Origin of the sequence: Pseudomonas sp. OV546 (assembly GCF_900116845.1) — a bacterium.
Classification (GTDB): domain Bacteria; phylum Pseudomonadota; class Gammaproteobacteria; order Pseudomonadales; family Pseudomonadaceae; genus Aquipseudomonas; species Aquipseudomonas petroselini.
In genome coordinates, this window is record NZ_FPCE01000008.1 from 208224 (window position 1) to 232498 (window position 24275).

Below are 24275 nucleotides of genomic sequence, written 5' to 3' on the forward strand. Positions count from 1 at the left end.
CGAGGATTGCAACCATGTTCAATGACATCAGTCGCCTCGGTAAATACCTCGGTCAGGCCGCGCGCCTGATGGTCGGCATGCCCGACTACGACACCTACGTCGAGCATATGCAAACCAAACACCCGGACAAACCGATGATGGACTACAAGGCGTTCTTCCGGGAACGCCAAGAGGCCCGTTACGGTGGCAAGGGTGGGCCCAAGTGCTGCTGACTCGGTAACCCGGGCTAGCAGTGGTTTATTGTGGGAGGGGGCTTGCCCCCGATAGCGATGTGTCAGTGACATACCCGTGCCTGACACACTGCTATCGGGGGCAAGCCCCCTCCCACATTTGTTTTTGTATTCCTCCAAGGAGAATATTTTGTCCTCTCCCATTCCAGTAACCATCCTCAGCGGCTTCCTCGGGGCCGGCAAGACCACCTTGCTGCGCCACCTGCTCAAGGCCGAGCATGGCCTTAAAATCGCCGTGATCGAAAACGAATTCAGTGACGCCGGTATCGACACCCAGCTCTTGGGCGCCGAACCGGTGCAAGTCATGACCCTGTCCAACGGCTGCGTGTGCTGCACCATCCACACCGACCTGACCAAAGCCCTGTACCTGCTGCTCGAGCGCCTGGACAGCGGCGAGATCGCCTTCGACCGCCTGGTGATCGAGTGCACCGGCCTCGCCGACCCCGCCCCCGTGGCCCAGACCTTTTTCATCGATGAGGAACTGCGCGAGCGCTACATCCTCGATGGCATCATCACCTTGGTGGACGCAGCCCACGCTGAACATCACCTGACCCAGACCATTGCCCAGGCCCAGATCGGTTTTGCCGACCGCCTGCTGGTGAGCAAACGCGACCTGGTGGATGACGCCACCTTCGATGCGCTCAGCGAACGCCTCACGCGCATCAACCGCCGTGCGCCGATACGCGTGGTGGACCATGGCATCATTGACCTGGCTGAACTGCTCGATGTGCGCGGTTTCAACCTCAACGCCGGCATGAGCCTGCGCCCGGTGAGCGCCGCGCCGTCCGTCGACCGTATTTCCAGCCTGGTGCTGCGTACCGAGGAACCGCTGGATATCGACCGGCTCAGTGAGTTCATGAACGAACTGCTGGAAGACCATGGCAAGCAATTGCTGCGTTACAAGGGCGTGTTGAACATCGCCGGGGAAGACCGGCGCATGGTGTTCCAGGGTGTGCTTAAGCTCTACGGTTTCGATTGGGATACCGAGTGGGCCGAAGGCGAGGCACGGGAGAGTGTGATTGTGTTTATTGCCGACGAATTGCCGGAAGACAAGATTCGCGAAGGGTTTGCAAAGGTCTATCAACCCTGACTTGACCTGAAACACAGTCAAAAATGGGGGAGGGGGCTTGCACAGGTTGAGAATGCAGTGTTTTCAAGCATAAAAAAGCCCGGCTCAAGCGCCGGGCTTTTTAGTCAAGCAACTGCAATCAAGCGCCGTACACCGGCAGCTTCTTGCAGATGGCCTTGACCTTCTCACGCACCGCGTCGATCACGGCTTCGTTGTTCAGGTCAGCCAGGATGTCGCAGATCCAGCCAGCCAGTTCCTTGCACTCTGCTTCCTTGAAGCCGCGAGTGGTCACCGCCGGGGTGCCGAAGCGCAGGCCCGAAGTCACGAACGGCGAACGTGGGTCGTTCGGCACGGAGTTCTTGTTCACGGTGATGAAGGCTTTGCCCAGGGCAGCGTCAGCATCTTTACCGGAAATGTCCTGCTTGATCAGCGACAGCAGGAACAGGTGGTTCTCAGTACCGCCGGACACCACGTCAAAGCCGCGCTCGATAAACACGCTGGCCATGGTCTGGGCGTTTTTCACCACTTGTTGCTGGTAAGTCTTGAACTCAGGCTGCAGCGCTTCCTTGAAGCAGATCGCTTTGGCGGCGATGACGTGCTCCAGCGGGCCACCTTGGGCGCCAGGGAATACGGCGGAGTTCAGCTTCTTCTCGATCTCGGCGTTGGCGCGTGCCAGGATCAGGCCGCCACGTGGACCGCGCAGGGTCTTGTGGGTAGTCGTGGTCACTACGTCAGCGTAAGGCACCGGGTTCGGGTAGACGCCAGCGGCGACCAGACCGGCTACGTGAGCCATGTCAACGAACAGGTACGCACCCACCTTGTCGGCGATGGCGCGGAAGCGTGGGAAATCCAGGATCTGCGAGTAGGCAGAGAAACCGGCCACGATCATTTTTGGCTTGTGCTCGACCGCCAGGCGCTCGACTTCGTCGTAGTCGATCAGGCCGTTGGCATCGATACCGTATTGAACGGCGTTGTACAGCTTGCCGGAGGACGAAACGCTGGCGCCGTGGGTCAGGTGACCGCCGTGGGCCAGGCTCATGCCCAGGATGGTGTCGCCGCCTTGCAGCAGGGCCAGGTACACGGCGCTGTTGGCTTGGGAACCGGCGTGCGGCTGGACGTTGGCGTAATCGGCGCCGAACAGTTCTTTTGCACGGTCGATGGCCAACTGCTCAACCACGTCGACGTACTCGCAACCACCGTAGTAGCGCTTGCCTGGGTAGCCTTCGGCGTACTTGTTGGTCAGAACCGAACCTTGAGCCTCCATCACCGCAGGGCTGGTGTAGTTTTCCGAAGCGATCAGCTCAATGTGCTCTTCCTGGCGCACGGCTTCTTGCTCCATGGCGGCGAAGAGATCGGCGTCGTACTTGGCAATAGTCAAATCACGGCTGAACATGGCGGTCCTCAAGGATCGGGGGCAGAAAAGGAGGGCATTCTAACCCAATGGGTTTTAGATGGCATATGAAAGGACATCATGTCGCGGACAAGCGGGGCTCATCTGGGATAGGCGGTGGCTGTGAGTGCCTAATCGGGGGCAAGCCCCCTCCCACAGTTGAATGTGTTCACAGATCAGAATGTGGGAGGGGGCTTGCCCCCGATTAGGCCAGTAGCCTCACCGCAGAATTTCAGTCGAACATGAACAGCGCATCATTGCTGAACTGCGCCTCGAACCGATTCGCCGGCATCGGCCGCCCGAACAAGTAGCCCTGCACCTCGTCACACCCATGCTCACGCAGGAAGTCCAGCTGCTCATGGGTTTCCACGCCCTCGGCGATCACGGCCAGGTTCAGGCTGTGGGCCATGGCGATAATCGCGCGGGCGATCTGCGCATCCTGTTCGCCGGACGGTAGGCCGTCGACGAAGGTGCGGTCGATCTTCAACACATCGATGGGGAATTGCTTGAGGTAGTTGAGCGACGAATAACCCGTGCCGAAGTCGTCGACCGCAATGCTCAGGCCCAGGTTTTTCAGGCTGTCGAGGATATGCAGGGCTTCGTTGACTTCGCGCATCAGGATACTTTCGGTCAGCTCCAGCTCCAGGCACGCCGGCGGCAGGCCGGTGTCCTTGAGAATGGTGGCGATGCGCGTGCCCAACTGCCCGTCGGAGAACTGCCGCGCCGAGATGTTCACCGAGACTTTCGGCACGCGGACCTTGTTCTGGTGCCAGGTCTTGAGCTGGCGACAGGCTTCGCTGATCACCCAGTCGCCCACGTCCACCACCAGGCCCAATTCTTCCAGCACCGGGATGAAATCCCCCGGCGGCACCAGGCCACGTCGCGGATGACGCCAGCGCAGCAAGGCTTCGGCGCCGGTCAGGCGTTTGCCGTCGCCGCTGAACTGCGGTTGGTAATAGAGCACGAATTCGTTCTGGTCCAGGGCGTGGCGCAGGTCGCTTTCCAGCTCCAGGCGCTCCAGGGCGCTGGCGTTCATGTCCGCCTGGTAGAACTGGAAATTGTTCTTGCCGCGTTCCTTGGCGTGATACATCGCGGTGTCGGCGTTTTTCATCAACTGGCTCAGCTCGTTGCCGTCCTGCGGGCTGAGGGCGATGCCGATACTGGCCGTCACAAAGAACTCGCGGCCTTCCAGTACGAACGGTTTCACCAGGCTGGCGAGGATCTGCTCGGCCACATGGATCGCACGGTTGAGCGCCATTTCGCGGCTGATCCGCGGTTGCAGGAGCAAGGTGAACTCGTCGCCACCCATGCGCGCCACGGTGTCGTCTTCGGCCACGCAGCCCAGCAGGCGCGTGGCCATTTCCTTGAGCATGCGGTCGCCGGCGGCGTGGCCCAGGGAGTCGTTGATCGGCTTGAAGCGGTCGAGGTCGAGGAACATCAGCACCACCCACGACTTCTGCCGTTCGGCCGACTGCAACGCAGTGTGCAGGCGGTCCTGGAACAGCGTGCGGTTAGGCAGGTGGGTCAGGGCGTCGTAGTAGGCCAGGCGGTGGATGCGCTGCTCGCTGGCCTTGCGCTCGCTGATATCACTGAAGAAGCACACATAGCTGGCCAGGTCGCCTTCGTCGTCGAACACGGCGGTAATGCCGACCCAGGCCGGGTAATGCTCGCCATTGCGGCGCTTGAGCCACACTTCGCCTTCCCAGGTGCTGTGCTGGTGCAACTGTTTGAGCACGTAGCGCAGGTGGGCTTCCTGTTGTTCGTCGACGGTGAGCATGTTCGGCAACTGGTCGAGTACATCGCTGACCGCATAGCCGCTGACCCGGCTGAACGCCTCGTTGGCTTGCACGATGTAACCGGCGGGGTCGGTGATCAGGATCGCCGAAGTGGAGTGTTCGAAGACCGTGGCCGCCATGCGCAGGTCTTTCTCGGCACGGCGTTGCTGGCTGATATCGCGGCCCACGCCAAGGATGCCTTCGAAGGCGCCGTGTTCGTCCCATACCAGCACCAGGCGTAACTCGATCGGCACTTTGCGACCGTCAGCGCGCAGGCAGTCGAACAGGAACAGTTGGGTTTGAATCTCATCGCGCAGCTTGTTCAGTGCTTCGATATCGCCCAAGGCGCGGCTGACCTGTTCCACCAGGCTATAAATGCCGGTCAGTTGCTGCGGGTTGGCGATGATCGACTGCCAGCCGTTCTTGAACACCCAATCCACGTCATAGCCCAGCACGGCGTTGACCGAAGGGCTGATGTAATTGAGGGCCAGCTGGCTGTCGGTGGAGCAGATCACGTCGCTGATGCTTTCGGCGAGCATGCGGTAGCGCTGTTCGCTGTCGCGCAGGGATTCGCTGGCTTCGATCTGATCGGTGATGTCCTTGGCCACGCCGATGATGCGGGTGATCTGCGCAGACTTATCGCGGGCCAGGGCCTGTTCGCGGATGTCAAAACGCCGCCATTGGTTGTTGCGATGGCGAAAGCGCAACTGGCATTGCAATTGGGTGGTGTAGCCGACCTGGCGTTGTTGCTGGCGCAAGTCGTGGTAGTGCTCGGCGTCCTCGGGGTGCAGCAGGATTTCCCAGAAGTATTCGCCCATTTGCTGCAGTTCGGCTTTGTTATAGCCGAGGGTGTGGCCCAAATGGTGGTTGCTGAAAATCATGCGCTGGCTGATCACGTCCTGCACGTACAGGTGATCGGGGACAGTGCGCACCACGTCCGACCAGAAGCTTTCGCGCTCCACCAACGACAATTCGATCAGCTTGCGGCTGGTGATATCACTGATGCTGAGGATCACGGCCTTGGAGTCGTCCTGCTGCTCCGGCAGGCGCATCACCAGCCACAGGTACTGCTCGTTACCGGCAATGTCCTTGAGCTGGATTTCCAGCTCCAACTGGTGCTGTTGGGTCAGCACGGCTTCGAGGATCTGGTAGCCGATGGAGGTGGCGTTGCGCGGGCAGTCATCGATCAGGCGCTCCCAGGCCTCCTCGCAAGAGCCCACGTTGAGCAGACGCACCGCCACTTGGTTGACCTCGGTGATGCGCAGTTCCTTGAGCAGTTGCTGGCGCTCATCGGGGTTGTCCTGCAGCCAGGCGTGCAGTTGCTCGCGAGTCTCCAGTGGGGTCCTTTGGAAGAAGGCGTTCAGGCCTGACAGGTCAAGCACGCACAGGGCCACGCCGGTGCCTTCGAAAATATCCTGGTAGCGTCGCCGCCCTTCATGCACTTGGCGCTGGCGACGGCGCATGTTCAGCAGCACGATTACCGGGATCAGCGAGAAGGCCAGGCCCAGCAGGCATTTGCCGATGAACGCCGGCAGCAGTTGTTCCAGCACGGCGGTGCGGTCGAACAACCCGCGCAGCTGCCAGTCGCTTTTGCTCAGGGGCGTGACCAGTACGCTTTTATTCAATTCGTCCGGGGTGAGGGCGGACGTCCACTGCGCCGGCATACCACTGTCGCGGCTGATGACGCGGTGGTTGAGGCGATTCTCGATGGCCCACATGGGGCGCAGGCCCTGGCCGTCCTGGCGTGTGAGGTTTGCCAGGTAATTGGGCGACAGGCGCAGCGCCCAGTAAACCCTCGAGCCACCGCTGGGCTGGTGCAGCAATAAATAGATGAGGGTGCCGTCGTTGCTGTTGCTCAGGTAGTAGGACTGGCCGTGGCTGCGCTGCACCAACTCCTCGAGCAAGGCGCTGTCCTGGCTGTCACTGGCGCTGTCACTGATCACCGCGCCGCTGGGGGCGAGCAGGGCGAGGCTGCGCAGCTCCGGCAGCGAGCGCTGCAGGGTGCGCATCAACGCCTGTTGCTGTTCGCTGTCGCGCGGTGGTTCGATCATCGGCAGCAGGTTCAGGGCGATTTTTGCGCTCAGGGCCATGTTCAGGCTGATCTGTTCAGCCAGGTCGGCGCTGTAGTCGATGGTGTATTGCTGCTGGTTTTTCTGGTTTTGCTGCAGCTGGTCCAGCAGTTGCCAGAACAATAAGGCGAGCAGCATGAGGACGAGCGTCGCCAATGCGCCTTTGAGGGTGCCGTGCAGGGGCGCTCCCGGCGCAATATGAGCGGCGCGCAGGGGAGTTGGCGGCGTGACTTTGGACAAGCTGTGATCCTGCGGTTTGGCTGGACTGGCGCGCGACGTGCACTATAAGCCGGACGCCCGGAGGGCGGCTAGCATGCCTTGACTTGTGGCAAAGTGCCAGCCCCGCTTGGCGGGGACTAAAGCGCGCTGCCGGTATGGATCAGGCTGTCTGCCAGCCGGGTCAGGATCGCCAGCGTGAAGAGGCTGATCACCACAGAGGCTGCGCGGTTGATGGTGTGGGGCGTCAACCAGGCGTATCCGCCTCGTTTGATGCGGGCACCGAACAGTACCCAGGTGCACCCCACTGGTATCACCACCAGCGTGAATTGTGCGACGAACTGCACATACAGGTTCACGTCGGCAAACGTCTGCATCGGGACGATGAACGAGACGATCAGCAAGCCCTTGGGGTTGATCAGCGTCAGCAAAAAGAAATGCAGTTTGGATACGCGTGCTGCAGGCGCGGAGTTGAGTGTTTCGTCGGGATTGCACCACAGCAGGTAGGAAGTCCTGATCAAATAACAGACCGAAGCGAACTGCACGAGCTTGAGCCCCCATGGCGCGCTGTCGCCCAGATGGCTGAGCAGGTAGCCCCAAAAGGATATTTGCACCAGGTACGCCAGGCATTCCAGCAGGCTCAGTGGCCAGGCGCGCCTGAACCCGGTGAGTAATCCCGAGCGCAATAGCAATGTGTTGGTGGGCCCCGGCATTAACAGCAGCAACGCGAGTGCAGACATGACGCTGAGCATGAAGGTTGTTTCCTGAAACCGCTGAGGGGGGGATGGCCGGCTAATCTAACAGATAGATTTCGATACGCTCGGTCACTTAGGTTAACCTTGAGGATTCGCAATGCTATGTACCGCGCCATGACGCTACGTAGGCCTGTTCTCACTTTTTCATGAGGTCCACATTTTGGCTCAATACGTCTTCACCATGCATCGGCTGGGTAAAGTTGTCCCTCCGAAGCGGGAAATCCTGAAAAATATTTCGCTGTCCTTTTTCCCTGGCGCCAAGATCGGCGTGCTCGGCCTCAACGGTTCGGGTAAGTCCACGCTGCTGAAAATCATGGCCGGCGTCGACACTGAGTTCGAAGGCGAAGCCCGCCCGATGCCCGACCTGAACATCGGCTACCTGCCACAGGAACCCATCCTGGATCCGACCAAGACCGTACGTGAAGTGGTCGAAGAGGCCGTCAGCGTCATCAAGGACGCCCAGGCGCGCCTGGATGAAGTCTATGCCGCCTACGCCGAACCGGATGCCGACTTCGACAAGCTGGCAGCGGAACAGGCCAAGCTTGAAGCCATCCTGCAGGCCGGCGACGGTCACAACCTGGAGCGCCAGCTGGAAGTCGCCGCCGACGCGCTGCGCCTGCCGGCCTGGGACGCCAAGGTCGAATTCCTGTCGGGGGGTGAAAAGCGTCGTGTGGCCCTGTGCCGCCTGCTGCTGTCGGCCCCCGACATGCTGCTGCTCGATGAGCCTACCAACCACTTGGACGCCGATTCCGTCGCCTGGCTGGAACATTTCCTTCACGACTTCCCGGGCACCGTGGTTGCGATCACGCACGACCGGTACTTCCTGGACAACGTTGCCGGTTGGATCCTCGAGCTCGACCGCGGCGCCGGTATCCCTTACGAGGGCAACTACTCCGGTTGGCTGGAAGCCAAGTCCGACCGTCTGGCTGCCGAATCCAAGCAACAATCGGCGCATGAAAAAGCCATGAAGGAAGAACTGGAGTGGGTGCGCAAAGGCGCCAAGGCCCGCCAGTCCAAATCCAAGGCACGTCTGCAACGCTTCGAAGAAATGCAATCGCAGGAATTCCAAAAGCGCAGCGAGACCAACGAGATCTACATCCCGGCCGGCCCGCGCCTGGGTGACAAGGTCATCGAATTCAAGAACGTTTCCAAAGGCTATGGCGACCGCGTGTTGATCGACAACTTGTCGTTCTCCATGCCAAAAGGCGCGATCGTCGGCGTTATTGGTGGTAACGGTGCGGGTAAATCCACCCTGTTCCGCATGCTGATGGGTAAGGAAACGCCGGATTCAGGCACTATCGAAGTCGGCGAAACCGTGCAGCTCGCCTGTGTGGACCAGAGCCGTGAAGACCTGGACGGCAGCAAGACAGTGTTCCAGCAGATTTCCGAAGGTTCCGACCAGATCCGTATCGGCAACTATGAAATCCCGTCGCGTACCTATGTCGGCCGTTTCAACTTCAAGGGCGGCGACCAGCAGAAGTTCGTCAAGGACCTGTCCGGTGGTGAGCGCGGTCGCTTGCACCTGGCTCTGACCCTGAAAGAGGGCGGCAACGTGCTGCTGCTCGACGAACCGTCCAACGACCTCGACGTTGAAACCCTGCGTTCCCTGGAAGAAGCCCTGCTGGACTTCCCGGGCGCCGCCATTGTGATCTCTCACGATCGGTGGTTCCTTGACCGCGTCGCGACCCACATCCTGGCGTACGAAGACGACTCCCAAGCGGTGTTCTTCGAAGGTAACTACACCGAGTACGAAGCGGACCGTAAAAAGCGTTTGGGCGAAGCCGCTGCCCAGCCGCACCGTGTACGCCACAAAAAACTCGCCTGATCGGGGTGGGTGGTGTGAAAGAGCGGAGCCTTCGGGCTCCGCTTTTTTTTGCGTATTTTTCTGGAAGACCCAGGCGGTTTAACTATTGGTGCGTACCCTGAGTTGAAATCCCTTTTTTGGTGCGAGTCAGCGCGTGTATTTATATCAAATGCACCATTTAAATTCACAAAGGCGACATTTTGCGCTTTTCAGGTGCGATTCGAGTTGCTAAGGTCCGGCTCAATCTCATTTAAAAACAATCAATCTGCCGAGACTTTTCATGATCGAATCCGTGGAATCTTTCCTTGCCCGCCTCAAGAAACGCGACCCTGACCAGCCAGAATTCCACCAGGCCGTAGAAGAAGTCCTACGTAGTCTGTGGCCGTTTCTTGAAGCCAACCCCCACTACCTGACCTCGGGCATCCTGGAGCGCCTCTGCGAGCCGGAACGCGCGATCACCTTTCGGGTGTCTTGGGTGGATGATCACGGCAAGGTCCAGGTCAATCGCGGTTTCCGTATCCAGATGAACAGCGCCATTGGCCCGTACAAAGGCGGCCTGCGCTTCCACCCATCGGTGAACCTCGGCGTGTTGAAGTTCCTCGCCTTCGAGCAAACCTTCAAGAATTCCCTGACCTCACTGCCGATGGGCGGCGGCAAAGGCGGCTCCGACTTCGACCCCAAGGGCAAGAGCGACGCCGAAGTCATGCGCTTTTGCCAGGCGTTCATGAGCGAGCTGTACCGGCATATCGGCGCAGATGTGGACGTACCGGCCGGCGATATCGGCGTGGGCGCGCGCGAGATCGGCTTTTTGTTCGGTCAGTACAAACGCTTGAGCAACCAGTTCACCTCCGTGCTGACCGGCAAGGGCATGACCTACGGCGGCAGCCTGATTCGGCCCGAAGCCACGGGTTTCGGCTGCGTGTACTTCGCCGAAGAAATGCTCAAGCGCAATGGCCAGCGGGTGGAAGGCAAGCGTGTGGCGGTATCCGGCTCCGGCAACGTCGCGCAGTACGCGGCGCGTAAGGTCATGGACCTGGGTGGCAAAGTGATCTCCCTCTCCGACTCCGAAGGCACCCTGTACGCCGAAAGCGGTTTGACCGAGGAGCAATGGTCAGCCCTGCTGGCGTTGAAAAACGTCCAGCGTGGTCGCATCAGCGAATTGGCCGCGCGTTATGGCCTGGAATTCCGCGCCGGTAAAACCCCGTGGGAATTGGCCTGTGATATCGCACTGCCTTGCGCCACCCAGAACGAACTCGACGCCGAAGCCGCCCGCACCCTGCTGCGCAACGGTTGCCTCTGCGTGGCCGAAGGCGCCAACATGCCGACTACGTTGGAGGCTGTGGATATCTTTATCGACGCGGGCATTCTGTTCGCGCCCGGCAAAGCATCCAACGCCGGCGGCGTGGCCGTGAGTGGCCTGGAAATGTCGCAGAACGCCATGCGCCTGCTATGGACCGCTGGCGAAGTGGACAGCAAGCTGCACAACATCATGCAATCGATCCACCATGCCTGCGTGCACTACGGTGAGGAAAACGGCCGGGTCAACTACGTCAAAGGCGCGAATATCGCGGGCTTTGTGAAAGTCGCCGACGCGATGTTGGCCCAAGGCATCGTCTAAACTTCGGGCTCGATGCGCAGCACTTCGATCAACTGATCGCCGACGGGGCGCTGCCACAGCACCTCGTCGCCCACCTGAGCGCCCAGCAATGCGCGGCCCAGGGGTGAGCCCCAGTTGATCAAACCGGCGTTGGCATCGGCCTGGTCTTCGCCAACCAACTGGATGCGCTGCTGCTCGTCCTGTTCGTTGGCGAAGGTCACCCAACTGCCGATCTGCACCTTGTCGGTGGAGGTGGCCGGTGCCACGACCTGGGCGCTTTGCAGCCGCTGGTTGAAGTAACGCAAATCCCGTTCAAGGTCAGCCTGGCGCTGTTTATCGCCCTTGCCGGATTCGATGCTGTATGCGTGCTGCAACTGCGCAACCTTGGCCTGCAACTGCGCCAGCCCTTGCGCGGTGAGGCGGTTGGGCTGCTCACTGACCTGGCGCTCCACCGGCTGGTCGGCCTGGGCGGCGGCGTTGTCTTCGTTTACAAAAGCTCGGCTCATGACGTTCTCCCTCTATGGAGCTTGGGCCATGGTCGCCGCGCTTTAGTTTCGATGGATGTCTGAAAACGACCTATTGCGAGCGATAGGCCCGGGCTGCGTCGCGGTCTTTCTCGTGCTGCCAGGCGCGGTCGCGGTCGTCCCAGTGATTGTCTTTGTAGTCACGCAGCTCTTCATTCTCACGCATGGCTTTGCACTGGCGAAAACCATCTTCCCAGCCTTCGGCGTATTCGCGGTTTTTGAGATAACGCGGCACGTTCTTGCGAAACTCCCCGCTGATGACGCCAGCCGCTTGGCGACCACTGCCGCAGCCATCGTCAAAACCATCAGCAAAGGCCGGTGGGTAACCTTTGGCCAGTAAATCCTGATGGGTCGATTGGCAACCCGACAGCCCCACCCACACACACAGCAATACCGCAGACCGCCACATGGCGTACTCCCTGGCCGTTTCACGGCTGATAGGGAGAGTCTAGAAGGGGATTTGTCGAGGAGGTGTGAAAGGCGCGTGAGAAAGGTGTTGTGAGCGTGCCGCACAGTGCTTTCAGCTCAACACCAAACCAAATGTGGGAGGGGGCTTGCTCCCGATAGCGGTATGTCAGTCACTGGATACTTAACTGACACACCACCATCGGGAGCAAGCCCCCTCCCACATTGGATCCTCGCCGGGTCTTACCGGTCAGTAGTGATACCACTTCACTTCAAGCATCACTTCATTCACCGGCGTTGATAAATGGCTGTACTCGCGCTGTGCACTCAGGCGCAGGCCCAGGTTGCGGGACAATTCCCACTGCTGGTTCAGGCTGATGCTGCGCCGCACTTCGCCGTTGGTGAAGAAGTCCCCTTTGGCTTCCAGGCTCAGGTTGCCCAGCGGATTCTTCCACAGCACACCGGTGTTGAACCCGGCCGCCGGGGAGATGGCTTCGTTGAAGTCGTTGTTGTGTTCCACGCGTACGGTGCCAAGGGCGAAGCCGAGCATGTCGTCGCGCAGTTGCCAGGTGCCGCCGGCGCCGCCGTTGACGTGGGCGACCAGGGTTTCGTCGTCGTGCTTGCCCGGTACTCGCTCCAGGCCGCCGGTGACTTGCCATGACCACGGCTGCAACAGCGCGTTGCGCGGGGTCAGGGAGCGGATGGTGGCCAGGTCCAGTTGCTGCAGTTGCCAGTGGTTGCCTTCGTACTGGCGCAGTTTCATTTGCAGGATTTCGATCTGCGCGCCCAGCGGGAAGCCTTCGGCGTTGTCGTTGAGGTCATGGTAGGCCATGCGCAGGCCGTATTCGCCAAAGGCTTTGTCGCCACGGGTGCCGATGCCGGCTTGCCAGGTGCGCGATTCGTGACCGTTTTCCGGCAGGCCTGGGGGCGTGATCTTCAGGTCAGGCGCGGGGTTCTGGTTGATGGCGCGCAGCAGTTCGAAGCTGCGTTGGGAGCGTTCGGTGTCGCGTTCCAAGCCATTCGCGCGGTAGCGGCCGAGGCGGTAGGCGGCGTCGATGATCAGGGCCTGGCGTTCGCGGGGCAGGGCTTTGAACGCCGGCTCCTGCAGTTGCTTCTGGTCGTCGCTGACCTTCAATACCCATTGTTGCTCGTCGCTGTCCAACGGCTTGGCGCGTTCCAGCAACTCGCGTTCACGGGAGGGGCGATAGTCGATTTTCTCGACCAGGCCGGCGTCCTTCACGGCTTTTACCGTGTCGGTGGGGATGGCGGTCAGCGGGAATTGTTCGGTCAGGCGCAGGCCGGGGCGGGCCACTTGCAGCAGTTCCAGCAGGCGATAGGAGCAGTTTTCGTCGAAGAAGAAGTAGTCGAACTGGATCTGCTTGAGTTCCCACACGTGTTCGACCATGCGTTCGGTCTCGACCTGGGTGAGGTTGAGGCGGTATTCCCACAGGTCGCGGTTTTCGAGGCTGCGGTATTCCGACAACTTCTCCTGATAAGGCACCAGCGCGAACAGGCCGGGATAACCGCCCATCAGGCCTTTCCAGGCGTAGAGGATGCTGTTGTCGGAGCCTTCGATGTAGGCGCCGAAGTTGATCGCGTAGCTGAGCAAGGCGGTGTTGTTGCTTTGCACGTCGGCCTGGTCGATGCGCAGCAGGGTATGGCCGAACATCGACGACGGGCTGTTGAGGTAGGCCGCCGGGAAGATCATCACCGCGCTGTGGGGCGCAACGTCCTTGAACCACTGCTTGAATTCTTTGCAGTCGACAGCGGGCAGGTCGGCCAGGTGCAACTGGTCCTTGAGCCAGCGGGTGCGCGCGGGGTAAACGCATTGGGCGTGTTTTTCACCCAGGCTGGCCGGGGCGTAGAGGGCGTCGACCGTGGCCTTGAGTTCGGCGTCCGGGTGGTGGGCGCCGTCAGCGGCGAGGAAAAACTTTTTGTCGCTGACATAGCTGCGCCAGCCACTGATTTTTCCGGCTTCGTAGTGGCCCAAAGACAACCAGAAAGGGTCGTTGGCCAGTTGCTGCAAACGTTGATCATCGAGGTGCGGGGCCGCATGCAGCGGGGCGCAGGCGAAGAGAGCCAGGCAAGCGAGGCGTTTGAGCATGGGGGCTACTTAAGTCGGAATAAAAAAAAGACCCAAGGGGGACAGGTCGAAAAAATAAAACCCGCGCCTCGAAAGACGCGGGCGGATCGAGCTTAAGCCTGGGTAGCGTATTTCGCCAGACGGGCATCGCTTTTCAGTACAGCAATGGTGTTGTTGTGCACGTCGTCAGCGGTCACGTCAGCCTTGCTGAAGATCTGCTGGAAGTGCTCGTGGGTCACGGCAGCAAAGTGCTCGCGATCTTCAGGCGCAACGCCCAGTACCACAGCGTAGGTGGTCAGCGCTTCGCCGTTACCCTTGGCCATGTCTTCGGACAGCTCGTTCATCATGCCATTCATGGCAATCCACGATTTGCCGCCGTAAGTCAGGGCGCTGTTGGTGCTGCAACCGTTGGTGCCCGAGGTCATGCCGAAGGTGGCGTTACCCGAAGTACCGTTGGTGGTGGAAGCCAGGAAGTGAGCTGGAGTACCGCGCTGGCCTTCGAACAACATGTTGCCCCAACCGCAGTTCGGGCCACCTGGTGCTTCTGCCATTGCATTGAGGGAGACGACGGTGAAGAGAGTACCGAGAAGGATCCGTTTCATAGCTTTGTTCTCTATTGTGTGCAAACCAATGGACAAGGGTTCAGGCACTTCATAGCGCCCTAGGGATCGGTTATTAGTCCAACCCGCGCAGTTTGGAGTTTAGGCACGTTCCAAGGGTTCCGTGTGTTTTTATAAAACAATTCGCGATGTCGTGTTTTTTTTGCAGGACGCATCCCGCGTCTACGGCTTTCCCTCAAGCGCGCCTTGCCAGAGCGCGTAAGCGGGAGCCAGAATGCCGTCATCTGCCCCGCCTGATGTAAGGAAGCCCGATGCCTGATCCTGTTGCTGCCAGCTTGCGTCTAGCGCCCGAAGCGCTGACTCGCCCTTTCTCCGCTGAACAGTTCAGCTTCTCGACCACCAATGATTTGGAGCCCTTTCGCGGTGTGCTTGGCCAGGAACGTGCGGTTGAAGCCTTGCAGTTCGGTGTGGCCATGCCACGCCCTGGTTACAACGTGTTTGTCATGGGCGAGCCGGGTACCGGCCGCTTTTCGTTCGTCAAACGCTACCTGAAGGCCGAAGGCAAGCGCCTGCAGACCCCGGCGGACTGGGTCTATGTGAACAATTTCGATGAGCCTCGCGAACCGCGTGCCCTGGAATTACCGGGCGGCGGCGCAGCGGCGTTCATCAGCGATATCAACGGCCTGGTCGACAACCTGGTGGCCACTTTCCCGGCGGTCTTCGAGCACCCGACGTATCAACAACGCAAAAGCGCCATCGACCGTGCGTTCAACCAGCGCTACGACAAGGCGCTGGACGTGATCGAACGCCTGGCCCTGGAAAAGGACGTGGCGCTGTACCGTGACAGCACCAACATCGCGTTCACGCCGATGCTCGACGGCAAGGCGCTGGACGAGGCCGAGTTCTCGCAGTTGCCGGAAGCCGACCGTGAGCGTTTCCACACGGATATTTCCGAGCTGGAAGAGCGCCTCAACGAAGAACTGGCCAGCCTGCCGCAGTGGAAGCGTGAGTCCAACAACCAACTGCGCCAGTTCAACGAAGAAACCATCACCCTGGCCCTGCAGCCATTGCTCGCACCGCTGTCGGAAAAGTACGCGGAAAATGCGGCTGTCTGCGGTTACCTGCAAGCCATGCAGGTGTACCTGCTCAAGACCGTGGTCGAGCAACTGGTTGACGACGCCAAGACCGACGCCCAGGCGCGCAAGCTGCTTGAAGAACAGTACTGCCCGAGCCTGGTGGTCGGCCATCCGGTCAACGGTGGCGCACCGGTGGTGTTTGAACCGCACCCGACCTACGACAACCTGTTCGGCCGTATCGAGTACAGCACCGACCAGGGCGCGCTCTACACCACTTATCGTCAGTTGCGCCCAGGTGCGCTGCACCGTGCCAACGGCGGTTTCCTGATTCTTGAAGCCGAAAAAATGCTCAGTGAGCCGTTTGTCTGGGACGCCCTCAAGCGCTCCCTGCAGTCGCGCAAGCTGAAGATGGAATCGCCATTGGGCGAGCTGGGCCGCCTGGCCACCGTGACCCTCAACCCGCAGATGATCCCGTTGCAGGTCAAGGTCATCATCATCGGCTCCCGCCAGCTGTACTACGCGTTGCAGGACGCCGACCCAGACTTCCAGGAGATGTTCCGGGTGCTGGTGGACTTCGACGAAGACATCCCGATGGTCGACGAAAGCCTGGAGCAGTTCGCCCAGTTGCTCAAAACCCGCACCTCGGAAGAAGGCATGGCGCCGCTGACCTCGGATGCGGTGGCACGGCTGGCCACTTACAGCGCACGCTTGGCGGAACACCAGGGGCGCTTGTCGGCGCGCATTGGGGACTTGTTCCAGCTGGTCAGCGAGGCGGATTTCATTCGCCACCTGGCGGGTGACGAGATGACCGACGCCGGCCATATCGAGCGTGCACTCAAGGCCAAGGCCACGCGCACTGGGCGAGTGTCGGCGCGGATTCTCGACGACATGCTCGCCGGGGTCATCCTGATCGACACCGCCGGTGCGGCGGTGGGCAAGTGCAACGGGCTGACGGTGCTGGAAGTCGGTGACTCGGCCTTTGGCGTGCCGGCGCGGATTTCCGCCACGGTGTACCCGGGCGGCAGCGGTATTGTCGATATCGAGCGTGAGGTCAACCTCGGCCAGCCGATTCACTCCAAGGGCGTGATGATCCTCACCGGTTACCTGGGCAGCCGTTATGCGCAGGAATTCCCGCTGGCGATCTCCGCGAGTATCGCGCTGGAGCAGTCCTACGGCTACGTGGACGGCGACAGTGCGTCCCTCGGCGAGGCGTGCACCTTGATTTCGGCCTTGTCGAAAACCCCGCTCAAGCAGTGCTTTGCCATCACCGGTTCCATCAATCAGTTTGGTGAAGTGCAGGCGGTGGGCGGGGTCAACGAGAAGATCGAAGGCTTCTTCCGCCTGTGTGAAGCGCGCGGTTTGACCGGGGAGCAGGGGGCGATCATTCCCCAGGCCAACGTCGCCACGCTGATGCTCGATGAGAAGGTGCTGCAGGCCGTGCGTGCCGGGCAGTTCCATATCTATGCGGTGCGCCAGGCGGATGAGGCATTGAGCCTGCTGGTGGGCGAGGATGCCGGTGAGCCGGATGCAGAAGGTCAGTTCCCGGAAGGCACGGTCAATGCGCGCGTGGTAGAGCGTCTGCGGGCAATTGCCGAGATGATCAGCGAAGAGGACCTGAAAGAAGCGGAGAAAGAGTTGGCACAACAGGCGCTGGCGGAAGCCAAGCCGACTTGATGGTGTCGTGACTGGTGGGCTGTTGTGGTGAGCACGCTTGTTGTGGTGAGCGGGCTTGCCCCGCGCTGGGCTGCGTAGCAGCCCCAAAACCAAACAATTCAATCTCACTGGCACACCGCACCGGTCCCACTGGGGCCGCTTTGCAGCCCAGCGCGGGGCAAGCCCGCTCACCACAACAGCCCGCTCACCACATGACGGGCAAAACCGTCACAAATTTGGCGAGACTTTAGCGCCGACGCCCGTTGGTCTCTACAACCTTGGTTTGTCGTGGTTTTCTTCTATTCTGAGCTCAAGGGATATCCACAGGAGTCGCTGGATAGAAACAGCCTCGCCCCAGGCGCAGGTTGAACACCGATCTACCGAGGGCCGCCGCCATGTCGCGCAACCTCTGCCTCACCCGCCAGTGCTTTGGCCTGGTCACCCGTATTGAATGTTCCATTCGCCCTCTTGCGGGGGATAACGGGATGTGGACCTTGTTGTTTGCCGCCGGAATGACCGGTGAACAGCCGTCCACCATCAAGTCCCAAGGCCCGTTTCCAGGGCCTTTCGTGGCGGAAAATATTCTCGAATCCATCGTGGACAGCCTGACCCTGCACGGCTATGAGCTGGCGGGCGATCCGCAGATCTGGTGCCTGCACATGCAGGCCCATCTGCGCCAACTCAACGGTGGGCATGACCAACTGGCTCTGTAGGCGCCGGTTACTTGCTCTCGGGCTTGTCCAGTTTGACTTCGAAGCCGTATTGCACGGTGCTCAGGTCGGTGCGCTGGTAACTTTCCAGGGTCGTCGGCTGGCCGTAGAAGTAATGCACGTCAAACATCGCCGTACCGTACTCCTCGGCGCGGTGGCTCACACCGAGGATTTCCTTCAGGTAGTTGCCGCTGGCGTCCTTGGCGTAGAAGCGCCAGCTGTCGGCGGGGAATTCCTTTTGGTCGACGACCAGCGCGTTGTCCTTGAGCGACAGTCCTTTAGGCAGCTTGGCCACGTCTATCTCGGCTTTCTCGATGGTCGCCAGGAACAGCGGAATCGAGCCCACCACATACGCCGGGTTTTCCGGAAACAGGTTGAGATCGTAGGTGAGGGTGCCGCGTGCTGGGTTCAGTTCGAAGGCCTCGGTCGGTAATTCGATCGGCTCGCCGCGTTCGCCTTTTTCGTCGGCGGTGAAGAAGGTCACCGGTGATTCGCTGCTGTTGCGCTCGCTGCCCACCAGGTCGTCATTGAAGGTGAAAGGGTGGTCAAACACGATGTGCGCCGCGCTGGCGTCTTCGACCGACTGGCTGATGGTGACGCTGTTTTTCAACTGTTCTTCGGTCATGCTCGCGTCTTTGAGCCAACTGGCGGCGCCGTCGTCATACACGGTGACCGGCATCGGCAAGGCCTGTACGGTTTGTTGCAGGCTGTTCTTGTCGAAACGCAGCACCGGCAGGTCGAGGTCCTTGCGGGTGCGGGTAGCGGTGGAGAAATCCAGTACGTTGACCTGCAGGTTGTCGATCACACCATTGAAATACACCTTGGCGTAATGGCTGCTCTGCTTGTGTTCGAAGGCTTTTTGTTCATCGGTAAGCTGTTTTTCGAATGCCTCCGACCAGGCCTTCTGCTTTTGCATCTCGGCCAGTTGTTTCTCGTAGAACGCCACCTGCGCGCTGCTTTCATTGATCGAGCCCGAGCGCGTGAGGAATTGCCCGGTGCTGTCCCGTGCCTGTACCAGCAGCGGGTTGGGCGATTCATCGCCGACTTCCGGCGCCAACGCTTGGCTGTTGGTCAGCTCGATCTCGGCGTAGTTTTTCTCCAGGAGCAGCAGCTTGAGGGTGATATTGCCTTCGGTACGCGTGTGGCCCACGTCCTTTTTCGACAGGTCAAACGTCAACACCTTGCCCGGCGCGATCACTTCGACCGTGCCCTTTAGGTTGATGGGTTGGGGCTGGCTCTTGTTTTCCGTCTCGATGCCGTCGATGAACGGGTAGGTCACCGTCAGGTCATCCGGGTTGGTCAAGTTGGAGCTGCTGGGGCTCAGTTGGATGCCGGGATCGGTTTCCGACCATTCCGGCTGGAAGGGGATGACCTTGTTGTTGCTCAAGGTGACCGACTGCCATTCCAGGCCATGGGGGAAGGGAAACTGGTCAGACGTATTGAACGTGAACGGGAAGACCGGTTGCAAGTCCGTCAAATAGTCGGAATGGGAGGTCTTGCGCAGCACGAACAGGCCATTGATGTAGGTGTCCACCAGCGCCTGGGGCGTGGGGTAGTGCTTGAGCAGTGCCAAGCTGTCTTCGCCGTATTCTGCTTCGATGGGCTTGGTGGCGAGCTTGGCCTGAGCCCGTTCCAGTAATAGCAACGAACCGCCCAGATCGGCGATGGCGTCGCGCAGCTTGGGGTCCTGGATGCTGTCGAGGGACTGTTCGAACTTGGCGGTTTTCTCTTCGAGGGTCGCCTGCTTCTGCTCGTCGCTGGGGGAGCAGCCGCCGGCCAGCAGCAATGCCGCGCACAGGCCGATACTGGCCAAAGGGGATCGCACATCCATCATCTGAGTTTTTCCTGTCCGACGTCATCGAGCCGATTTATTGGGCTCGACACTAGCAGAAAAATTCCCTTACAGATGCCGCCCACGTCAGTTTTCTCGTGGTGACAGGTGTCTTGTGGCGGCTGGTATACTCGCCGCCATTTCTAGCCAAGCTGTGTGAGATCCAATGGAACGCTTTATCGAAAATGCTATGTATGCCTCGCGCTGGCTGCTGGCGCCGATCTATTTCGGCTTGTCCCTGGGGTTGTTGGCGCTGGCGCTGAAATTCTTCCAGGAAGTGATTCACCTGCTGCCGAGCGTGTTCTCGATGGCCGAGTCCGAGTTGATCCTGGTGCTGCTGTCGTTGATCGACATGGCCCTGGTCGGTGGCTTGCTGGTGATGGTGATGATCTCCGGCTACGAGAACTTCGTCTCGCAGCTGGATATCGATGACAACAAAGAGAAACTCAACTGGCTGGGCACCATGGACTCTTCGTCGCTGAAGATGAAAGTGGCGGCGTCCATCGTGGCGATTTCGTCCATCCACTTGCTGCGCATCTTCATGGACGCCAAGAACGTCGATCCGCAGCACTTGATGTGGTACGTGATCATTCACATGACCTTCGTGGTCTCGGCGTTTGCCATGGGTTACCTGGACAAAGTCACCAAGCACTGATGCCCTGCGCCGGCCTTACTCCTCCACGAAGTAGTAAGGCTGGCGATTGATCGACATCTGCTTGATCACCTTGACCGGGGTGGTCAGGTCATCGGTATGGTCCAGCAATGCAACGTTGCCGGGCTTGGCACTGAGGTAGTTGTGCAACTGCGCCTCGGTTTGCAGGATCGGCAAATAGGCCTGCAGGTAAAACACGCTGGCCCCGGCGATGCGCTCGTTAGGCCGGAACAACACCACTTCCCTGCCTTCGTCTTTCAATGCCTGCACCTGGCTGATCACCGGTATAAACGAGTGGTGCGCGTCGGCTTTGGGCGCGAACCAGAAGGCCGCAATCAGGTAGCAACCGACGGCCAGGGTGAACACGCCGCCCACCAGGGTTCTGTGATGGGGGTGCAGTGCGGGTTTGTGAGTTTTCAGCCTGTCCAGCAATACCCGTGCGTATTCCGCAGCCAGTACGGCGGCGGCCGGAGTGAGTGCCATCAGGTACACGGTGCGTTTGCTCGATGCCAGGGTCAGCAGGGTGAACTGCGCCACCAGCCAGACACTGAAGAACAGGTGGTAGCGGTTGCGCATCAGGCTTTTACGGAAATGCCACAGGCCCAGGTAGACCAGGATGTTCCAGGGTAGGAACGCTTCGGGCAACTTGGCGATGTAGTAGTAGAACGGCTCGTAGTGTCCGGCCTCGACAAACGAGCCGCTGAACCGGCCGACGCTGTTGGTCAACACCACTTCGGCCACGGCCTGCAGCCCGCCGCGTTGGAACAGGAAATCCAACCAAATCACCAGCGGCACCAACGCCAATAAGGTAAACAGCGCAGGCTTGAGCCAATCGCCAATGCGCAGGCGCTTGTCCATCAGGCTGGTGATGGCCAGGTACACAAAAATCACAATGCCCGGCATCGCCAGGCCCAGCACGCCTTTGCTGAGCGTGGCGATCACCATCCCTGCAGTAAACAGTGCCCATGCGCCCGCGCTGGAGCCTTCACGATCGGGCCGCACGGCCTGGTAGAACGCCAGCAACGCGGTGGTCACGCCGAGGGTAAGCAGCGAGTCTTCACCCACGCCGCGCACATTGCCCCAGTAGCTGGCCATAGTCGCCAGGATCAAGGCCGCACTGAACGCCAGCGTCTGCGGTCGACCGAACCTGCGCAGCATGCCATACAGCAGCATCACGCTGAACAACCCGGCAAATGCCGACGCCAGGCGCACGGCCCAGGTGGTGCCGCCGAACAGGCGAATCGCCCCGGCATCGATCCACAGGCTCAGGGGCGGTTTTTCCAGGAAGGGCTCACGGAATAACTGGGGCACCACCCAGTTATTGTCCAGGTGCATGGCCATGGCGATGCCGGCGACGCGGGCTTCGGTGGAGCCTTGCAGCTCATGGTTACCGAGGGCAAAGAAGAACAACAGACCAGCCAACAGGAGCAGGAGGGGAGCGGTACGCGTCATGGGGTGTGGCTACCGAAGCAGGGGGGCGCTCGGGGGAACGGCCCGCAATCAGTGAGTATAGGGAGGTGATTCTTAATATTTGATGAACAAAAAACAGATAGCAAATTGAAGGCGCTGGGCCAGGGGGATCACCCCCTGGCTTCGCTGGAGGCGCTAAGAGGCTTTGACTTTAAAGCGGCTCAGCCCTTGCTGCATGGCGCTGGCCCGTTCCGACAGGTTCCGGGCGGCCACTGCGCATTGCTGGGAGTTGGTCTGATTTTGCTGAGTGACTTCATCAATTTGCTCCAGCCCGATACTGGCCTGTTGCAAGCCGGAGGCCTGTTCACTGGAGGCTTGGTAGATCAATGAGACCAGACTGGAAACCGTGCTGGTGCCGGTCACGATGTTTCTCAATGAATCGGCCGTGCGCCCGGCGATAACCATGCCACGCTGCGTTTTGGTCGAAGAGTCCGCAATCAGCGCCGCTGTTTGCTGGGCTGCTTCGGCGCTACGGGCGGCGAGGCTCCTGACCTCATCGGCAACCACTGCAAAACCTCGGCCCAACTCCCCGGCGCGTGCAGCCTCGATTGCAGCGTTCAAGGCCAGCAGGTTGGTTTGGGCGGCGATGTTGTCGATGGTGGTGATGATGGCGGTAATGTCTTTACCCGAGTTGTCGATCTCCGCCATGGCGGCTATCAATTCACTCATCAGCTTGTCACTTTCACCTGCGTCGGCTCGCGAGGCTTGGGATTGCTCGTCGGCTTTTTTGGCGTTGGCAGCGTTGTCGGTGGTTTGCGCCGCCATTTGGGTCATGACGGCGCTGATTTCGGTGATGGACGATGCCGAGTTGGATGCGCCGTCGGACAACGACTGGCTCAATTCGGTGACCTGTGCGGAGCTGCCGGTGATCTGCGTTGCACTGGCCTGCACTTGGGAAATCAACGCGTTCAGGTTGCCGACCATTTTTTCCAGCGATTTGCCTAACGTGTCGTTGGGGGAGGATAGGCGTACCTCCAGGTCCAGGTCTCCCTCGGAAATGCGCTCGGCTACACGGACCTGGCGCTGCAGGCTTTCCGACATATCGTTCAAGGCGAAGGACAATTGGCCGACTTCATCTTCGGATTTTTGCACCAGGCGATGAGAGAAATCGCCCAGGCTGATGTTGGCGGCCAAGGCGGCGGCTTCACGTATCGGGCCGACGATTTTTGCGGTGGCAAACCAAAGAGCAAGCAATGCCGCTACCGAAATGAGTACGCCGACCGAAACCTGCCATACGCTGCTCTTGAAGCCGCGAGATTGCAATTCCTTCTCCAGGGCAAGGGCCTGGCTCATGACCACGGCCTTGGGCAAGTGGATCAGTATGGCCCAGGGTTTGTCGGTGCGACCCAAGGGGATGGGCATCTGCACCTCGATTTCCTGGGACTCTTGATTGAGTCGGCTATCGCCCTGGCCTTTCTGCACATTGGCCAGCACCTTATCCCAGGTGTTGGGTAGCAACCCCTTCAGTGGCTGGCCGATCAGTTCCGGCCGTTTACTGTCGGCCACCACCAGCCCTTGATGGCTCACAATCGACACGGAGCCTTTACCGCCGTACAGGTCGGCAGACATTTGCTCGCTGAGCTTCTGGATAAACGAAATGTCGAAGTCAGCGCCGACGACGCCGTAGAAAGTGCCATTGGCAGTGATTGGAACCGACAGCGTGGTGAGCCACACGTTTTTGCCTTGCACCACGTAGGGAATGGGGTCCAGCACGCTTTCCTTCTGGGTATCCCGAGGGCCGGAGTACCAGCCGCCCTTCAATACACCGTTGGGGTGGCGGGTGTCGGAGTCATACTCGACCAGCGGTTGTACCGCGATGTGGCCATCTGCGCTGCGCGTCCAATAGGGGGTGAAGCGGCCGGTCAATGGGTTGTTGCCGCCTTCATTGTTACGAAAGGCTTGATCCTGGCCGTCCAGTGCATCCGGCTCCCAGCATGAATACGTGCCGTTGAAGTCCGGGTTGTCTTTGAGCACGCTGAGCAACATCGCATTGATATGATCACGGCCTAATGTCAGCGAACTGTGTGCATTTTTGCTGGCGCCCAGTGTGTTGGCCAAGGTACGAGCCGAATCCAGGGCCGTCTGCAGTTTGGCCTGTATGGCGTTGGCGCGGGACTCCGCCAGGTTTTGCATTTCGCGGATGGTGGCGCTTTCAATCAATGTTGAAACTTCGGTGCCCACATAGGCTTGATTGGCATTTGAAGAGTACAGCCCATACAACACCAGACTCGCACATGAGATAAACAGGCAGAGTCCGGCGGTGAAGCAAATTCGAGTCTGCAATGATTTGAATTTCATGGTATTTCCCGCCCACGCTAATAGTTGTCAACATAATTGGATGTCGACATTCCAATATATTTTTCACGCAAGGCTTAATGCTTGATCATGTGCTGCTTAGGCATCGGA

The 24275-nt window shown here is 59.8% G+C and carries 17 protein-coding genes; 7 read left to right on the forward strand and 10 right to left on the reverse strand.

Annotated elements, in window-relative coordinates:
- The first annotated feature begins 14 nt into the window (after positions 1–14).
- A complete protein-coding gene (locus tag BM403_RS19685) occupies positions 15–212 on the forward strand; it encodes a YbdD/YjiX family protein (RefSeq protein WP_003176208.1) in 198 nt (65 codons plus the stop codon).
- Positions 213–360: 148 nt separating this feature from the next.
- Positions 361–1320, forward strand: a complete 960-nt coding sequence (gene yjiA, locus BM403_RS19690) for a GTPase (protein ID WP_015885983.1) — start codon at positions 361–363, stop codon at positions 1318–1320.
- Between the two features lie 118 nt (positions 1321–1438).
- On the opposite strand, the gene glyA is transcribed toward yjiA, so the two are convergent.
- From glyA to BM403_RS19705, 3 genes are all read right to left on the reverse strand, one after another.
- Positions 1439–2692 (reverse strand): serine hydroxymethyltransferase, encoded by a 1254-nt coding sequence (gene glyA / locus BM403_RS19695; protein WP_015885982.1) that lies wholly within the window; start codon positions 2690–2692, stop codon positions 1439–1441.
- A 229-nt stretch (positions 2693–2921) separates the two neighbouring features.
- On the reverse strand, positions 2922–6773 hold the full coding sequence (locus tag BM403_RS19700; protein ID WP_093544297.1) for a bifunctional diguanylate cyclase/phosphodiesterase: 3852 nt from the start codon (positions 6771–6773) through the stop codon (positions 2922–2924).
- Between the two features lie 116 nt (positions 6774–6889).
- Complete coding sequence (locus BM403_RS19705) at positions 6890–7501, reverse strand: LysE family translocator (protein WP_015885980.1); 612 nt, start codon at positions 7499–7501, stop codon at positions 6890–6892.
- Positions 7502–7664: 163 nt separating this feature from the next.
- Between BM403_RS19705 and ettA the strand changes: the two genes are divergently transcribed.
- Positions 7665–9329: an energy-dependent translational throttle protein EttA gene (gene ettA / locus BM403_RS19710; protein ID WP_015885979.1), complete on the forward strand. Its 1665-nt coding sequence runs from the start codon at positions 7665–7667 to the stop codon at positions 9327–9329.
- A 259-nt stretch (positions 9330–9588) separates the two neighbouring features.
- Positions 9589–10926 (forward strand): NADP-specific glutamate dehydrogenase, encoded by a 1338-nt coding sequence (gene gdhA, locus BM403_RS19715; RefSeq protein WP_093544300.1) that lies wholly within the window; start codon positions 9589–9591, stop codon positions 10924–10926.
- On the opposite strand, the gene BM403_RS19720 is transcribed toward gdhA, so the two are convergent.
- The 4 genes from BM403_RS19720 to BM403_RS19735 all read right to left on the reverse strand — a co-directional run bounded on the left by BM403_RS19720 (position 10923) and on the right by BM403_RS19735 (position 14519).
- Entirely contained in the window at positions 10923–11411 is a 489-nt protein-coding gene (locus BM403_RS19720; protein ID WP_093544303.1) for a GreA/GreB family elongation factor, read from the reverse strand. The two genes, gdhA and BM403_RS19720, sit on opposite strands and share 4 nt — an antisense overlap.
- A gap of 70 nt (positions 11412–11481) precedes the next feature.
- Positions 11482–11838 carry a hypothetical protein gene (locus BM403_RS19725; protein ID WP_093544306.1) on the reverse strand — a complete coding sequence of 119 codons (357 nt, stop codon included), beginning with the start codon at positions 11836–11838 and terminating at the stop codon, positions 11482–11484.
- Positions 11839–12084: 246 nt separating this feature from the next.
- Complete coding sequence (locus tag BM403_RS19730) at positions 12085–13938, reverse strand: Lnb N-terminal periplasmic domain-containing protein (RefSeq protein WP_093544309.1); 1854 nt, start codon at positions 13936–13938, stop codon at positions 12085–12087.
- A 92-nt stretch (positions 13939–14030) separates the two neighbouring features.
- Positions 14031–14519 (reverse strand): DUF3015 domain-containing protein, encoded by a 489-nt coding sequence (locus tag BM403_RS19735; protein ID WP_015885974.1) that lies wholly within the window; start codon positions 14517–14519, stop codon positions 14031–14033.
- A 269-nt stretch (positions 14520–14788) separates the two neighbouring features.
- On the opposite strand from BM403_RS19735, the gene BM403_RS19740 reads away from it, so the two are divergent.
- Complete coding sequence (locus tag BM403_RS19740) at positions 14789–17227, forward strand: Lon protease family protein (RefSeq protein WP_015885973.1); 2439 nt, start codon at positions 14789–14791, stop codon at positions 17225–17227.
- A 374-nt stretch (positions 17228–17601) separates the two neighbouring features.
- Complete coding sequence (locus BM403_RS19745; RefSeq protein ID WP_015885972.1) at positions 17602–17919, forward strand: PA4575 family protein; 318 nt, start codon at positions 17602–17604, stop codon at positions 17917–17919.
- 7 nt (positions 17920–17926) lie between these two features.
- Here BM403_RS19745 and BM403_RS19750 read toward each other — a convergent pair whose 3' ends face one another.
- Entirely contained in the window at positions 17927–19750 is a 1824-nt protein-coding gene (locus BM403_RS19750) for a hypothetical protein (protein WP_093544312.1), read from the reverse strand.
- Positions 19751–19913: 163 nt separating this feature from the next.
- Here BM403_RS19750 and BM403_RS19755 point away from each other — a divergent pair, with 163 nt between their 5' ends.
- Entirely contained in the window at positions 19914–20402 is a 489-nt protein-coding gene (locus BM403_RS19755) for a TIGR00645 family protein (RefSeq protein ID WP_010206662.1), read from the forward strand.
- Positions 20403–20417: 15 nt separating this feature from the next.
- Here the strand turns inward: BM403_RS19755 and BM403_RS19760 are convergent, their stop codons facing one another.
- On the reverse strand, positions 20418–21851 hold the full coding sequence (locus BM403_RS19760; RefSeq protein WP_093544315.1) for an ArnT family glycosyltransferase: 1434 nt from the start codon (positions 21849–21851) through the stop codon (positions 20418–20420).
- 153 nt (positions 21852–22004) lie between these two features.
- The gene (locus BM403_RS19765; RefSeq protein WP_093544318.1) at positions 22005–24167 is read right to left on the reverse strand and encodes a methyl-accepting chemotaxis protein; all 2163 of its coding nucleotides are present in this window, start codon (positions 24165–24167) and stop codon (positions 22005–22007) included.
- Positions 24168–24275: the final 108 nt, after the last annotated feature.